Genomic DNA, 13347 nt, shown 5'->3' with positions numbered 1-13347 from the left:
AAAAAACGTTGATTAACGATCTGCGCGGAACACGTTGCCCGTATCGGCTCTCTGCGTCAGAACGGATGCGATCCACAATTTGCGTTAGTGTTGGTCTTTGAAAGGGCATCATTGCTCCCATAAGTTTTGAAAACGGGCCTGGATACTCTGAGCGTCTCCGGGCCTCACAATCTCAACAGACATATTTAGGCGATTGTTTTCTCGATCGGTTGATACGTTGATCGCCGATGCCAGGGCGTCATCGATCATCCACTGCAGAGACTCCTCCGCATACTCTCTTGCTCTGGCGACAACGTCATCGGTGAGTTTTTCCCTCCGCAGCAGCCAAAGACGGGAGCCGATTCGATCATTCGTCTCAGATGCAAATGTATCTCCCCACCATCCCTGACGATTAGGGATGTTCACCCCGTCATCGTCGTTAGATTTGCGCCATGAAAAAAGGCTGATAAGCGTTGCCTGAACTAACTCATCAGCCTGATACTCGGTTATATCTGCCGTTTTGCCATTGATAAGGCACTCCATAAATCAATCCTCCTAATCCGGCTGAGCGCCTCCGTTATGCGTGTGATGATCGAGAGAAACGCCAGCCGCAACCACGTCTCCGGTAGTGGTCAGTGATCCGTTTACAGCTGCACCGGAACCGCCCGATATTGTCAGGCCACCTTTGCCGGTGATCAGTCCGTCAACGGTCAACGGGCCGTGAATATTTGTTTGAGGAGCTGTAATGTCTACAGGTCCGGCACTAGTCAACGTCGTCTTACCACCAACGGAAGCCACTAAATCCTTCGGCGTTTCAATGAATATCTGATCTCGCTGGAAGTAAACCTTCTGGCCTTGATCGTCATAGATTGCTACCTCTCCCGGCTTCATGTTCGCCAGTCGATACCTGCGATCTGCGACGCAGAAAACAATACCGTTTGAGCGATTGCCGTCAAAAAACATCGCAAACGCCTCAGGACGGCCATCATTGAGCGGCTCGGACGTAAAGCCGTACGGTTCAACATGCTCAAGTTCGCTGCGCACCTCACCGGCCAGAAGCTCTATCTGAAGCTCGCGCATCTTGCGGGCTCCGTTAGCGAGCGTCACGAAGCCTCGAGCGATCATGTCTTGAATTTGCTTTGCTAAGTCCATATATGAAAAAAGCCCGCATTAAGCGAGCTCCCTATGAGGATATTGGATTTAATACTTCGGCTTATAGCCTCTCTCCGGATGGAACGGATCGGAGATAAAAACCTTTTCTGAACCATCTCCGAACTTGAAAATAATATCGTTGCCTCTTGACTCAATCGATTTAATTTTTTCTGATTCTGCCGGCTCTGGCGCAGGGAAAGCATACTCAGAAACTTTACCTGTGAGCCCCATACACTCATTTGTCCGCACTATCTCTCCTGTAGCCGGATCTCTGCATTGCTCATCAAAAGCTTTCGCGAAACATCCTGAAGAAACGACCAATACCGAAATCGCCAAAGTTAATGATTTCCACACAAAACTACTTGACATCTTTCCACGAATCCTTTGATGAATCTTTTTTATCATTCTTCGCCGTTGTATTGCTATACCCCTTCCTACTGTAACCGTCTTTCGGCAGACTTTCAATATCAGTAAATGATCCTGAACCATCCAAACTGTAAGTAACTTTATACATCAACTGAGATTCTTTCATTGCTAAAATGTTATCTTCGATTGCGATCTCGGAGTTCATCATCCAAAGATCTCCCGATGTCTGTCTCCACCCCTGGACTCTGTGAGAGCTAATTTTACATTTGGCACATCTCAAGTTCTTCTCAAATTCAGCTCTATTAGAAGCTATGGAGTTGGAACTTTGCCCAGTATCTTTCAATACCAATAGACGATGCCTTGGTACTCCTCTATCCTCTGAAATTCCATGGTCCTGGCAGACCCTCTTCCCGAACTCCAAATCTGAACCTTTATGCTGACCAAGCACAACATACTTACTGAACCGCTGTGAGAAATCAAAATTAGCGCTTCCTGAAAGAATATTTTTACCGACCTCTAAGGAGTCAGAGCACTTGCCGGCAAATCCCGGCTCCGTTATCACCAAATCTCCATATGCGTTATCCGTTACGATCAAATTTTCCTTAGTAAGCAGCCGATTGATCGACTCAAAAACCTTCTCGCCCGGATTAACAGTAAAGTTCACTAGTTTTGTGTTTAAGTCCTTAACCTCGCAAACAACCCGGATACCGTACGGAGCGCATAAATCGGCGATGATCTGCTTGGCCGTTTGATTGTGCCAGCTCTTGTTAACTGTCTTTGCAGGCTGTACCGGCTTAGTAGTCTCTTTCACACCCTTAACATCCTGCCAGCTATCAGACTTTTTCCCCGCTCCGCCTCTGGACGGAGCAATAGCCGCCCACGGAGAGCAGCAGTCCACCAGATCAACCGTTTTAGATTTTCCTTGAACCTGAACTGTCACGCTCTTAAGCATCGTATCTAATCGGTGTTGACGTAATGTATCCGGTGCACACAACGTCGTTACCGATAAAAAGCTGCACTTCCTGCCCCGGTTGAAGTCTTCTAAAGCTTTCGTTTCCAGGGAAATTATCCGTAACCGACAGCGCAAAGGCCCGGCTTATTTGTTCGATGCCGCACTCGATCCGAGCAGATTTCCATCCCTTGTAGACTTGCCCGTCTACAAGAATAGAGACCTCGTTTAAATTTGCTGACTCTTTCATTTACTTAAAATCCTCAATTCGCTAGGACAAAAAGCTCCGTGGATAACACGGTTTCTAGTTTCAATCTCGTCACTTCTTGACGCATCATCGTAGTAGTCGTACGCCAGCACGAGAGACGGTTCAATCTGAGGAGTTTCGATGCTGAGCAGCCGACTTAATCCTTCAGCTTTGGATGTCAGAATCGAAAACACGACCGATCGAGCCTGAAGCAGATTGATAAACAAACCATCAGAAATAAGCGGGTTCTGAAGTTCATTATCAATCGATGCAATCAGATGATCCCGGACCTCCAAAAGCTCATCAACGGATGTTGTGACGGTGTCAGGATCGCTCCTTTCTGAATCTTCTCCGGAATCCTCCGACGTATCCCCTGAGCCGGACTGATCGATATCAACGGTATCCGCAGTATCAAGTGACGTACCTATTAGAGTGCTCGCTCCGATAGCATTCGCTAAAAGAAGCTGTCTCGTTAGAGTCTCTACCGCCGCAGAGTCCTGAAGAGATTCTGCCTCAATATTGCTCACGACCGCGGGGATTTGTGCGAACTGATTCGTGCGGCGATTTAATTCTTCTGACGTTGTCAGCTGAGAAATCTGATTTACTATGCCGCTCCATCGCGTCTCAACAGAAGCAAAGCGCGCAAGGCCCGAGTACTGATGAAAGCTTCTCAGCAAAGCCGCGCGGTTCATCTGTAAGCAGGCCTATCGCCTGTTCTGCAAATGTCGTTACCTCATCAACGAAACCGAGAATCTGAGCGATTTCAGCGTCCGAAATAATGCCTAGAGTCTCCAGAAGCGTTCCGTTAATAGCCGCCTGAACAAGTTTATAGGCGGCGGTCTGTTTGAACGACTCCACAAAGTCGGAAACCGCTGACAGTCCCAGCTTATCAGCCAGCTGGCGGGCAAGCGTCGGACCATCTGCTAATTTATTCGGATAGCCAAGCTCGCCAGCCTCCACAAATGTAATATCGAGTGAGCAGTATCGAAGCTCTGAATTGCTATAGCTGATGTTGCTCGCTTGGTAAACGCTGACAGTCAGCGCGCCATCCCACGGATGAACAAACGTCCCTGCGCCTACTGTCAGCAGAGCTTTTTCCAGCCTTTTAGCCTGGGCGACGCAGTTGTCACCAACTAAGAAGGCGGTAACTTTATAAAGCGTGGCGCCCTTGCCTAAATCCTCCAGATACGGGATATCACGCTGAGGATACTCGTGCAGAACCTGCCGCCTCTGGATGGTCTTTGTCACGGCGGCGGCCTGAAACGGAACCCCTTTATAGGAACACTGCCTTAGTGTTTTTGAAAATATAGACGCCATCAATCTCCTCCGAATCTGCCGGAACCGCCGACATTGCCATCAATCTTCAAGTTGTCGCTTGACGTTGCCTCTGCGACATTGGCCTGAGCGCCGCCGGTAGCTGTCACCTCAATCTTCATTGTTCCCTGCATGTTCCCGCCAGTCGCTGCAACAGGAGTATTCGAATAAACATCTCGATTAGGAACTCCTGATGAAGGAGAAGCCATCGCCATTGCCGCAGCCGGACTTGCTTCAGCCTCTCCTCCTATGCCGAGCTTTGACTGAATCCATCCAAAGGTTGATTTCAGTGAATCAGGCATTAAGGCGGAAAGATCGAGATTAGAGAAAAAGTCCGAGAACATTTTCCCGATGTCCGATAGGATTGATCCTGCTTGATTGAAAAGCGCCTTGCCCACGTTTTTGAGGCTTTCAGGAAGCAGATCAAACAGCTTTGAGTACATATCACCCAGACTACTGAACGCCTGAGACAAGTCTCCAGAAAATAGGCTGGATATAACCTTGACCGCGGACGAAAAAGCTCCTTTGAGAATCTCTAGCTTTTCTGAGTAGAACCCTACTACCGTATCCCATAAGTCTTTAACCTGATCGCAAAACACGCTCCAGACGCCTGCGATTAAGTCTCCGGCAGCTGAAAATGCATCTTTGATCGCTTGGATTTTCTCAGAAATCCAATCTCCAGCACTTGCCCAAAGTGATTTAACCTGTTCGCAAAGGTTATGCCAAGACGCAACCAGATTATCGACCGCGGCAGAGAACGCGGCTTTGATCTCCTGCATCTTTTCACTTGCCCAACCTGAGATTTTTTCCCAAACCTCTTTGACTTTAGGGCCGATGCTGTCCCAATTCGCAATGATCAGCGCCGCCGCAGTACCAACCGCAGCCACAATCAAACCGATAGGACCCAACATGCCGGCAAAAGAAGCGCCAACCTTAATAACCAAAGGGATCAGCTTGGCAAACGAAACACCCAGAGTCAACAGCGAACCGGAAAACGACGCTAAACCCAAAAGCACTTTTCCGGCAAGAATTGCGCCAATCGCCTTTAGAACCATCTCAAATCCGCCAATCGCATCAAAAACTCGCCCTATTGCATCAAACGCCTTCATACAGCCGTCAGCAAGAGCTTGAAAGTCAATCCGCTTAATAGCTTGCGCAAATTGCGCCACTGCCTGCGATACGCGCCCTGCAAACGCTTCTTTGTTTTTTGCGATGAACTCCACTAGATCATCAATGATCGGCGTCAGAACCGGCGCAATTTTTGCGCTGAGGGTATTGCCAAATGAATCAAAGACCATACCCAGCTCTGAGAATCTGTCACCGAGTGCCGCAGCTGCCTTCACATCGTCTCCGCTCATCACGAGTCCGAGACGCTTAGCGCGATCCTCCATCTCTTGAAGTGCACCTGATCCGCCTTCCAGCATTGGCACGAGTTTCTGGCCTTCTTCTCCGAAGGCGGCAATCATCATGCGAGCGCGAAGACCGGCATCCGTGTTGCGTTGAATAGCATCTGCAAACTGCGGCATCACATCAGCCGCATTCCTCAGATTACCGTTTGCATCTTTCAGCGAGATGCCGAGTTTCTTAAATAAGGATGCCAGTTCCTCGTTTTTCCCGGCAGCGGCTTTTGCCATGTTCTCGTTGAGTTTGGCCATGGATTTATCCAAGGTGTCCGCGCTGGCGCCCGAAAGATTCGCGGCATAGCGTAGCGATTGAAGCCGCTCTGCGGAAACTCCGATGCGAATAGACGCCTTATCGATTCCGTCTCCCACTGATAGGAACTTGCTCATCATCTGCGAGAGGGAGAATCCGACGGCTCCCGCGGCCAGAGTAAACGGGAGCGCTAATTTTTTAGCCGCTCCCGCTACCTGATCAGAGACATTCGTGAGAGAACGACGGAAATACCCAAATTGTTTATTCAGATTTTTAAAATTATCCGAATTCAGTGTTTCCCTGAGACCTTTCCACTTTCCGGATAGTTTTTGAATCACCGGACTCAGCTGATCTCGGACCGCAAATATCGCGGTTAATCTAAGGTCTTTTGCCATTTTGTTCTCTCTCTACCAACCTCAAATACTGCCGATGCAGCATCCAGCATTCAGGAATCGTCAATTCATCAATTTCAGCCGGGCGCATCCTCCACGCCCAGCCGATATCAAAACACCAATCAACGAATTCCTGAATATCCCCGCAGATTAGCTCACCATTGGGCGATCCTTCCCGAAAAAACTCACAATCTCCGCCGATGCGCTCAAAACATCCTCCGCATCCATCTCATCTACAACCGACATAGGAAGCGCGGCGAGCTCGCTGATATAGCGAGCCACGATATCCGGAAAGAACCGAACCTCTCCGTCCTCTTTCAACGCAAACGGATAACCGAGTTTACGGATCAGCTTCTGTTTCGGACGTTTAAATTCAATGTTTGTAATGGTTTCTTCGCCAAATTTCAGCGGATAAACTAGCTCCATTTTCCTGTTTCTCCTGCAAAATTCACTGTTGTGTCACTGTCGTCACCCGAGAACTCGATCGCGTCGGTGACGAACGCGCCGCCTAGAACAAATTGCTTGCCATTAGCAAATTCAGCAATTACCGTCATATCGGTCCCTGTCTGCAACTTTGCAATAGGGAATCTTTTATCAAATACAAACTGGCCAGAGATTGTCGGTACTACAGGCGTCTCCTTGAAACCTACAACTCGACCATTGGCAACGACCGCTTCGCGAGAAACCTCAGAGGCGGTGCAAGTCATGGATCCTTTGAGCAGCAGCTGAGTACCATCAACTTTCACAAAACAGGTCCCTGCAATCAGATCAGCCATTGTTATTCCTCCTCATACTGAAGTCTGAATTGATTGAGCAGCGCAAAAATACGCAACTGGTTCACGTAATCCGGCGGGAAGAGAACATTCATTCTGTTCACGTTATTGCTGTCTCGTTCGACCACCAGATATTCATCAAATTTCTCCGCATTTTCGACGATGCCGTCGCGCTCGAGTTTTGCGTACGCCACTGAAAGTTCAGCCCGAATAATCCCCGGTGTCACAATCGCCTGCCCCGGTCCAAAATTCGTGCCGTCATTAGCTAATTTGTGACGCCCGTATTTGGATGTAATTACTCCCTGAAGGTAGCGAATGACATATGCGGTTGTGAACAACGTCTCACAGTCAACATAAGAGAGGTCCGTATCGCCATACTTGTTCACTCGGTACGTCGTGATCGAGCGCTCGATCTGAACCGTGCCGGATACGTCTTTGAGTGTGGCGATCCCGTTCTGCAGCAGAGTATTACGGTCAGAAAGTTCAAACCGCTCTCCTACCGGAGCTCCGGTAATTCCGATAAGTTCACCTGTCTGAGTCGGTCTTGCGGGATCGGCGTCAACAAACACCTTCGTGCGAGCAACCACAGAGGCGAGCGCTTCCGGATTCCATGATCCGAACGACGGCTCCAGCGCAAAAATCGTGCAGTGCTGATCGTTTCGAGTTTGTCCAAACGTCAGAAGCGTATTAAAGTCGCCGCGCCTGACACTGAAAACATGCCCGTAGAGCATCTGATACGGCCCCCATCTGCCGGTGGAATCGTTCATGATGTCCTTAAACGCATCCAGAGATGTTGCATCACAGTACGGGAGCCCGATGTACTCATACGCCTCGGAACCCATCGCCTTAATGACGCCTGCCATATCCGGATCAGTAGCGCCGCCGCTCATTGCGGTAATCGTGACGCCTAAACCCGTGACATCGGCCTCACCGTTGATTAGACCCTTAACGTTCTTTCTAACCAGAATGCCGTTTCCGAGAGTGCCGGCGTTTCTGGCTGTAATCGTCAATGTGCCGTCTTCGGCCCCCGCGGTTACCGGCAAATCGCCTTGAGCGTTGATCGCTGCGGCGGCCGCCGTGCAAACATCCGAAGCAGCATCCTTAGCCGCAACTCCGACTCTGATCAGGTTAGAACCGATGTATAAAGACACCGTGCCGGACTCAGAAGCCTCTCCGGTAAACGCGACTTGAGCTGAAGCCTTTGCAGAACCCTCGGCATCATCGACCGCAATGCAGTAGAGAGTGCCAAGCGTATCAGTGCCACGGTACGCCTCCACCATTCTTGCAAGCATTGAGCCGCGCCCGAACAGCGTTTTAGCCATTGCCGCAGACGATACAGCGATCGGTTTCTCCGATTCTGCTGTTCCAGTCTCCAGTTTTTGCCCGATCAGTAAGGCAACGTTGTTATTTCCCGGCGTAAACGCCGCTGAATTATCCACTTCGGCATAAAAAAGCGGCACCATGATGCCGTTGCCTGAAGGGATAGTATTGAAAGATACTGCCATCTTTTATTTCTCCTTCTCTAATAAAATTTGTCCGTTAACACTGATTTGCTCACCGCTTAAATCCAGATTTGCGGCATTGAAATTCGGATAAGACTCTTGTTCAACCACCTGATAGGTATCTGATCTATCCAACCGATACCGCGTTTTGAAATCGAACCGATACGCCATCCGAGCAGGGTCTAAGAGAATGCATTCAGCCCCGTCAAATACGATTTTTTCAAGCTGTCTCTCCGCAGGACTCCAAAATAGAAGCGCTTTGAAAAGCTCTCCTCTGATGCTGTCGATTTGCTCCAGAGTGTTCTGACCTCGAAGATCCTCTCTATCTTGATTGCCTACCATCACAATGACCGCAAATGACACATCAACGTGCTGGTTATATTGACCATTTATGGTGGCTTCCCCGCCTTGTTCGTTTTCCAAAACAACGTACGCGGCCGGATAGTCCGGATCCTCGACCTCCGAGAGCCGATCTACCGCCCATTGAGACGCGCCCGCCACTCGACCCCCAAAACTCGGACATCGCGCTCGGAGCGCCGTAATAATTTCATTCAAATGAAGTTTCATGTTTTAATTCCTTCGTCAAACGCGGCCTCCATATCTTCCGCAAACTCAGGCGCGTAGTTATTTGCGGCGGCCTCAATGAAGTTTTTACGTGGCTCAGCAACCTTCTTCCCTTTGCGCTTTTTAGATCTCTGGCTCTGAGAGTCGGTTTTAGGACCACGATGGCCGTAAATGACGAATGCGGGATAAAAGTCCCGCATCTCTGCTGTTTTAGTCGGACGAATCCAGACTGAATGCCCGGAACGTGAGACCGTTGCCTTGACTGAGTCACTCATCACTCCCGTATCAGTCCCCGGAAAATCTCCCGGAGCGGATACCGCCTGACGGCTGATGAGCCGACGAGCTTCCTTTTGAATGATCCGTCCGACTTTTCTCAGCCTTCGTTTAATGACCTTTTTATCAAAGTCAACAAACTTCAAGCCGTCCGGAGTTTTAACCTCTACAAATCCCGCGCTCATGGCTGAACTCCTTCAGATTGAACCTCAATCACGGTAAAACGATCCTCTCCTGCGATATCTGCCACTCGCCGCATGCGATAGCGGAGACCATCGCAGACGATACGAATCACTTTTTCGAGGTCCTGAGGCCGCGTTTTGCCCGGAATGCTGCGCACATATACCCGATGCGTCACACCTTTCTCAAGCTGCTGAGCATCCCAAAAAATCTGCGAGCCTACCGGCTCAATGCGCCCCCAAACCGTGAACTCTGAGACCGTTTTGTTAGTAAATCCTGCCTGATCATTCGGGATCGTCTTTTTGAACTCGAATCTGACGCGCTTATTTAAGGCGCCAACGCTAGGATTATTCATCTGGGTCGCTCCTTGAGTAAACAATCCATCGATCCAGTAGATGATCGTAGTTCCTGATCTTGAACTCTCCGCCCTCTGTAATTGAGCGGCGTTCATAGAGATCGGTCACATACAGCTTGATCCATGTCTGAATACTGGCAGGAACCCCGCTGATCGAGTCGCAGATCGCCATCGGGTCATTGCGCCGAACAATCTCTCTGCCGCATAAGTGCTCCGCATGTTCTGCCGCGGCCAGACCGAGCGACCGGATAAGATCATCATCAGCGTCATGCTCGACACGCAGATGCTGCTTGAGTTCCTCTAGAGTGACCGCTTCAGCCGCTGAGTCCCTATCACTCATTCGAGTTCTCCGGCTCCGCAGTTGTCTCTTCAGAATCCTGCGGTTTCAGATTTTTCTCTTCTGCCGGTGTTTTTTTGGCTTTACTCTCTCTCTTTTTGCTCGGAATCTTTGCAATCCCTGCCTGGATGAAAGCGAGCGCGCTTTGATCCGAAATATTGAGAACATCGCCCTTTTCTACTGCTCCAAACAACGTTACAGCGCTTTTTGTAAATTCAATCTGCATATCAAACTCCTAAAAAATAAGGGCCCGAAGGCCCTATATCGCAGAGAAAATGCCCTGATTATGCTGTCGGAATAGCTAAAGTTCCTCCAACCAACGCCTCCGGACGCTCGATGCTGAAACCAAGGCGGCGTTCAGCGCGGATGGTGACTAAGTTCTTCTGAACGTTATCCGCATCCTGCTCGAACATCTCCAGCGTCAGACCGGAACGATGCCAAACAGTAGCCGCCTGAGTGGTGTCTACTACCATGAACTTGCCTTCAGGGATTGCCTGAGAGTCAAGAACAGGAAGCCCCCACAGCGTCTTAGCGGCTACATTGACGGGGCCGCTGAGGTAATAATCTCCGGAACTATTTTTGACAAAGAGCATCTTCACCCAGTCTGCCGGATTCAAAAGAATCATGTTCGGGCGGAAATAAGCCTGCTGAATCTTGGACTTTGCAAACAGGATTAAATCGTAGAGATTAGGAGCGCTGCCTAAATCTCCGGCTGTTGCGTTAACCGGCGTGTAATTGCCTTCTGTAAAGATGCCAGAAAGTTCATTTTCGCCGCCTTCACCGCTGATCAGCATATCTTCAACAACAAGATCAACGCCGTAGGTCATGCGATTGTTAAGGTACGAAATCAGGGCGGGAGCGTCCTCAAGCATCTGTTTGGACACCTTGGCCAGATGAGCGACGGTGTGCACTTTTCCGGTCTTAACTTCAAATTTAATCGAAGAAAACGGCTTCTGGCTGCCTTCCTTGACTACATTTGCTCCATTGTAGAAGCCCTTCTCCTGAACATATTCAAACGAATTGCCGGAGATAGGAGAACTCGGGAATAGCGCCTCGATGGACAGCGGACGTACACTTTTCGGCAAAATCCCCGGTCGTCTGTACGTCGGTAAAACGCCATCCCCGGGAGTGAGCATGGGATTTTCAAGCTCAACAGTTGCGCCCTGATCGTCTGCTTTCGCCTCGGCGATCTCAAAGCGGCATTTAGTTGCGCTTCCTGCGAGATAGGACTTGAACGCGCTGTTATCTACCACCTGCTCGCCAATGCTTTTCACAGCCTTCTTCTGAGGAATATTAAGATTCAGCCCCTTCTGCTGCAGATCAAGAATCTGTTTTGCAAGTTTTGCCTGCTGTTCTGCCAGTTCGTCGAATCGTTCAGCTGATACTTGAGTACTCATCTTCTTTTCAATGGTCTCAAGTGCAGCCATTACCGTTTTCATTTCTTCATTCATTTAGAGTTTCCTTTTGGTTTAGTTAAAACGCTCTGCCAGCGCCTTGATGCGCTCGCAGACTTCTTTTTGCGCCTTTTCTTCGCCATCAGGCTCCCCCTGATCCGAAAATACGGCCCGAGCTTTGGCACACAGCGCTGTGGCCTCAGCTTTGGAGAAACCGCCTGCATCCCGCAGGTAGTTTTCAAAATCTCTTACTGTCTTTAGTTCGTCAATGTCTTCGCTCTTTGAATCAATCCTTGCCGATTGATCGCATGGAAAAGTGACGATCGAAATCTCGGGAAGAGCCTCGATTTTTTCAATCGTTCTGCCGCCGTCTTTTTTACGCTTGTAGCCTGATGCTACCAGTTTGTAACCAATGGAAAGGCCGTCAACAGTACCGTGCTTTAAAGCCGCTTTGACTGCTTCTGACTGAGGATTCCCGGGAGTCAGCTCTCCGATAACCTTCAGTCCTTTCTCATCCTCTTCGACTTTGACCCACTTACCGATTGGAAGATTGTAAGAATCATGGTTAAAAAACATTTTCGGAGTGAAGTTTTCAATCGCATCCTTGTACGCCCCCGGAAGAATCGTGTCACCCACTAAATCATTGCCGTTAAAAACGGACGCATATCCGGAAAAAGTTGCTCCATCCTCTTCGGACTTCAATTCAACATCTTTTAGTTCAATGGTTTTATATTGCAGTTTTGTCATTTATTGCCTCACTAGTGATCCATCCGGCGGATTAGAAGTAGTTTTTACCTGACCAAGATTCTTTAGCGGTACTAAGTTCGATTGAGCGGTCAACTCATCGCCACCCTCCGCCGGCGGCAGATTTTCGAGCCCTCTAACCTCGTTTCTTGTCATCATCCCGTTTTGCGCCAACTGGGAGTAGTACGCCGCCCGCTCCTGCGGATTTGATCTCAGCAGCGCATCCAACTTCATTTCAATTGTGTATTTATCTCGGTCCCATACAGGAATCAGTTTGCGAGTTAACGCCTGCTGAAACTGAGTACACAACGGCGCCAGCGTAAATTTATGGAAACCGGAAACGATCTCGGCAATTCCGGATCCCCATGTGGTCACACCGGAAGCTCCAATAAGAACCGGCGGCACACCAAACCACCGACAAATCTCTTCAACGTTGTATTTTCTTGTCTCCAGAAGCTGAGCATCCTGCGGAGAAAGCGACATAGAAGAGTAATTAAATCCGCGGTCAACCAGGAATAGGCCCGACCCATCTCCTTTTGCCATCCCTGAGAATCGTTTCAAGACCTCTTTAAACTGCGAATCTCCCAGTTTCTGATCGGTACACAATACGCCGGTGGGTTTAGATCGTTCCCCGAAAAACTTAGTCGCATTACTCTGCGCATTCACTGCCTCGTTCGCTGTCGCACTCATGAATCTGATCTTTGACAGCCCTTTATACCCGTTGCCGACCCCTTTCCAGTGAATAATATTGTCGCCGGAATAGACATTTACCTGACCGTCTAAGTAGTAGATATACGTCTCCCGATTCCCTATAACTGTCATTTCTACCTGCTCGGCCGGCAGCGGAATCAGTGCAACCGGTTCATCGTCGGCGCCTCTCTGGATCAACGCGTAGGCGTTGCCTCGCAGCATCCTATTGATCACCATTGCCGATACAAACTCCGAAGGCGTCATCCAATCATTCGGCTTGTCATGAAGCAGAGTGAAGATGTTGCTGTTTCTATCCGGAGCTCTCCCTTTGTCTTTGCTTCCTTTGTATATAAATATCGGAAAGGTGGACATCGTATTAGCCAGCAGCTCAGTACAGGCAAAAATAGTCGATATCTGCAGCGCCTTTGACTCTTCAATCTCTTTTAGGTCAGAAAAAAGCGGCTCCACCGGAACCGCTATCTG

19 protein-coding genes are annotated in these 13347 nt (G+C 49.3%); all 19 read right to left on the bottom strand.

The window, feature by feature from the left end:
• Nucleotides 1-108 precede the first annotated feature (108 nt).
• Nucleotides 109-522: a phage GP46 family protein gene (locus AC6I1F_RS05685; protein ID WP_289170993.1), complete on the bottom strand. Its 414-nt coding sequence runs from the start codon at nucleotides 520-522 to the stop codon at nucleotides 109-111.
• A gap of 12 nt (nucleotides 523-534) precedes the next feature.
• Nucleotides 535-1131: a phage baseplate assembly protein V gene (locus tag AC6I1F_RS05680; protein ID WP_289170992.1), complete on the bottom strand. Its 597-nt coding sequence runs from the start codon at nucleotides 1129-1131 to the stop codon at nucleotides 535-537.
• 48 nt (nucleotides 1132-1179) lie between these two features.
• Complete coding sequence (locus AC6I1F_RS05675; RefSeq protein WP_289170990.1) at nucleotides 1180-1536, bottom strand: hypothetical protein; 357 nt, start codon at nucleotides 1534-1536, stop codon at nucleotides 1180-1182.
• Nucleotides 1490-2437, bottom strand: a complete 948-nt coding sequence (locus AC6I1F_RS05670; protein WP_497801643.1) for a phage baseplate assembly protein — start codon at nucleotides 2435-2437, stop codon at nucleotides 1490-1492. The genes AC6I1F_RS05675 and AC6I1F_RS05670 overlap by 47 nt, the downstream gene beginning before the upstream one ends.
• A 4-nt stretch (nucleotides 2438-2441) precedes the next feature.
• Entirely contained in the window at nucleotides 2442-2696 is a 255-nt protein-coding gene (locus AC6I1F_RS05665; protein ID WP_497801642.1) for a phage baseplate assembly protein, read from the bottom strand.
• Nucleotides 2693-3370, bottom strand: coding sequence for a hypothetical protein (locus AC6I1F_RS05660; protein WP_497801641.1), 678 nt, complete (start codon nucleotides 3368-3370; stop codon nucleotides 2693-2695). Before AC6I1F_RS05660 ends, AC6I1F_RS05665 begins: the two co-directional genes overlap by 4 nt.
• Entirely contained in the window at nucleotides 3318-4010 is a 693-nt protein-coding gene (locus tag AC6I1F_RS05655) for a DNA circularization N-terminal domain-containing protein (RefSeq protein WP_497801640.1), read from the bottom strand. Before AC6I1F_RS05655 ends, AC6I1F_RS05660 begins: the two co-directional genes overlap by 53 nt.
• Complete coding sequence (locus tag AC6I1F_RS05650) at nucleotides 4010-6055, bottom strand: phage tail tape measure protein (protein WP_289170986.1); 2046 nt, start codon at nucleotides 6053-6055, stop codon at nucleotides 4010-4012. The genes AC6I1F_RS05655 and AC6I1F_RS05650 overlap by 1 nt, the downstream gene beginning before the upstream one ends.
• Nucleotides 6056-6202: 147 nt before the next feature.
• The gene (locus tag AC6I1F_RS05645; protein WP_251569513.1) at nucleotides 6203-6478 is read right to left on the bottom strand and encodes a phage tail assembly protein; all 276 of its coding nucleotides are present in this window, start codon (nucleotides 6476-6478) and stop codon (nucleotides 6203-6205) included.
• Nucleotides 6469-6828, bottom strand: coding sequence for a phage tail tube protein (locus AC6I1F_RS05640; protein WP_251569511.1), 360 nt, complete (start codon nucleotides 6826-6828; stop codon nucleotides 6469-6471). The genes AC6I1F_RS05645 and AC6I1F_RS05640 overlap by 10 nt, the downstream gene beginning before the upstream one ends.
• Before the next feature lie 2 nt (nucleotides 6829-6830).
• On the bottom strand, nucleotides 6831-8330 hold the full coding sequence (locus AC6I1F_RS05635) for a phage tail sheath subtilisin-like domain-containing protein (protein WP_289170985.1): 1500 nt from the start codon (nucleotides 8328-8330) through the stop codon (nucleotides 6831-6833).
• Nucleotides 8331-8333: 3 nt separating this feature from the next.
• Nucleotides 8334-8894 (bottom strand): phage tail terminator protein, encoded by a 561-nt coding sequence (locus tag AC6I1F_RS05630; RefSeq protein WP_251569509.1) that lies wholly within the window; start codon nucleotides 8892-8894, stop codon nucleotides 8334-8336.
• Nucleotides 8891-9349 carry a hypothetical protein gene (locus AC6I1F_RS05625; RefSeq protein WP_251569508.1) on the bottom strand — a complete coding sequence of 153 codons (459 nt, stop codon included), beginning with the start codon at nucleotides 9347-9349 and terminating at the stop codon, nucleotides 8891-8893. The genes AC6I1F_RS05630 and AC6I1F_RS05625 overlap by 4 nt, the downstream gene beginning before the upstream one ends.
• Nucleotides 9346-9699 (bottom strand): phage head closure protein, encoded by a 354-nt coding sequence (locus AC6I1F_RS05620; RefSeq protein WP_251569507.1) that lies wholly within the window; start codon nucleotides 9697-9699, stop codon nucleotides 9346-9348. Before AC6I1F_RS05620 ends, AC6I1F_RS05625 begins: the two co-directional genes overlap by 4 nt.
• Complete coding sequence (locus tag AC6I1F_RS05615) at nucleotides 9692-10039, bottom strand: head-tail connector protein (RefSeq protein ID WP_251569506.1); 348 nt, start codon at nucleotides 10037-10039, stop codon at nucleotides 9692-9694. The genes AC6I1F_RS05620 and AC6I1F_RS05615 overlap by 8 nt, the downstream gene beginning before the upstream one ends.
• The gene (locus AC6I1F_RS05610) at nucleotides 10032-10262 is read right to left on the bottom strand and encodes a hypothetical protein (protein ID WP_251569505.1); all 231 of its coding nucleotides are present in this window, start codon (nucleotides 10260-10262) and stop codon (nucleotides 10032-10034) included. Before AC6I1F_RS05610 ends, AC6I1F_RS05615 begins: the two co-directional genes overlap by 8 nt.
• Nucleotides 10263-10320: 58 nt before the next feature.
• Nucleotides 10321-11487, bottom strand: a complete 1167-nt coding sequence (locus AC6I1F_RS05605; RefSeq protein ID WP_497801639.1) for a phage major capsid protein — start codon at nucleotides 11485-11487, stop codon at nucleotides 10321-10323.
• Between the two features lie 18 nt (nucleotides 11488-11505).
• Complete coding sequence (locus AC6I1F_RS05600; RefSeq protein ID WP_289164104.1) at nucleotides 11506-12177, bottom strand: HK97 family phage prohead protease; 672 nt, start codon at nucleotides 12175-12177, stop codon at nucleotides 11506-11508.
• Nucleotides 12178-13332, bottom strand: coding sequence for a phage portal protein (locus AC6I1F_RS05595; RefSeq protein WP_289164106.1), 1155 nt, complete (start codon nucleotides 13330-13332; stop codon nucleotides 12178-12180).
• Nucleotides 13333-13347 lie beyond the last annotated feature (15 nt).

Source organism: Parasutterella sp. St.1A3 (assembly GCF_059728705.1).
This window is presented reverse-complemented; position numbering and strand designations above follow the sequence as displayed.

Excerpts from the sequence above, each read along its gene's own strand:
- AC6I1F_RS05630 (WP_251569509.1), bottom strand. The coding sequence starts at position 8,894 with ATGAAACTTCATTTGAATGAAATTATTACGGCGCTCCGAGCGCGATGT.
- AC6I1F_RS05655 (WP_497801640.1), bottom strand. The coding sequence starts at position 4,010 with ATGGCGTCTATATTTTCAAAAACACTAAGGCAGTGTTCCTATAAAGGG.
- AC6I1F_RS05640 (WP_251569511.1), bottom strand. The coding sequence starts at position 6,828 with ATGGCTGATCTGATTGCAGGGACCTGTTTTGTGAAAGTTGATGGTACT.
- AC6I1F_RS05610 (WP_251569505.1), bottom strand. The coding sequence starts at position 10,262 with ATGCAGATTGAATTTACAAAAAGCGCTGTAACGTTGTTTGGAGCAGTA.
- AC6I1F_RS05645 (WP_251569513.1), bottom strand. The coding sequence starts at position 6,478 with ATGGAGCTAGTTTATCCGCTGAAATTTGGCGAAGAAACCATTACAAAC.
- AC6I1F_RS05635 (WP_289170985.1), bottom strand. The coding sequence starts at position 8,330 with ATGGCAGTATCTTTCAATACTATCCCTTCAGGCAACGGCATCATGGTG.
- AC6I1F_RS05620 (WP_251569507.1), bottom strand. The coding sequence starts at position 9,699 with ATGAATAATCCTAGCGTTGGCGCCTTAAATAAGCGCGTCAGATTCGAG.
- AC6I1F_RS05685 (WP_289170993.1), bottom strand. The coding sequence starts at position 522 with ATGGAGTGCCTTATCAATGGCAAAACGGCAGATATAACCGAGTATCAG.
- AC6I1F_RS05625 (WP_251569508.1), bottom strand. The coding sequence starts at position 9,349 with ATGAGCGCGGGATTTGTAGAGGTTAAAACTCCGGACGGCTTGAAGTTT.
- AC6I1F_RS05615 (WP_251569506.1), bottom strand. The coding sequence starts at position 10,039 with ATGAGTGATAGGGACTCAGCGGCTGAAGCGGTCACTCTAGAGGAACTC.
- AC6I1F_RS05665 (WP_497801642.1), bottom strand. The coding sequence starts at position 2,696 with ATGAAAGAGTCAGCAAATTTAAACGAGGTCTCTATTCTTGTAGACGGG.
- AC6I1F_RS05650 (WP_289170986.1), bottom strand. The coding sequence starts at position 6,055 with ATGGCAAAAGACCTTAGATTAACCGCGATATTTGCGGTCCGAGATCAG.
- AC6I1F_RS05680 (WP_289170992.1), bottom strand. The coding sequence starts at position 1,131 with ATGGACTTAGCAAAGCAAATTCAAGACATGATCGCTCGAGGCTTCGTG.
- AC6I1F_RS05675 (WP_289170990.1), bottom strand. The coding sequence starts at position 1,536 with ATGATAAAAAAGATTCATCAAAGGATTCGTGGAAAGATGTCAAGTAGT.
- AC6I1F_RS05600 (WP_289164104.1), bottom strand. The coding sequence starts at position 12,177 with ATGACAAAACTGCAATATAAAACCATTGAACTAAAAGATGTTGAATTG.
- AC6I1F_RS05605 (WP_497801639.1), bottom strand. The coding sequence starts at position 11,487 with ATGAATGAAGAAATGAAAACGGTAATGGCTGCACTTGAGACCATTGAA.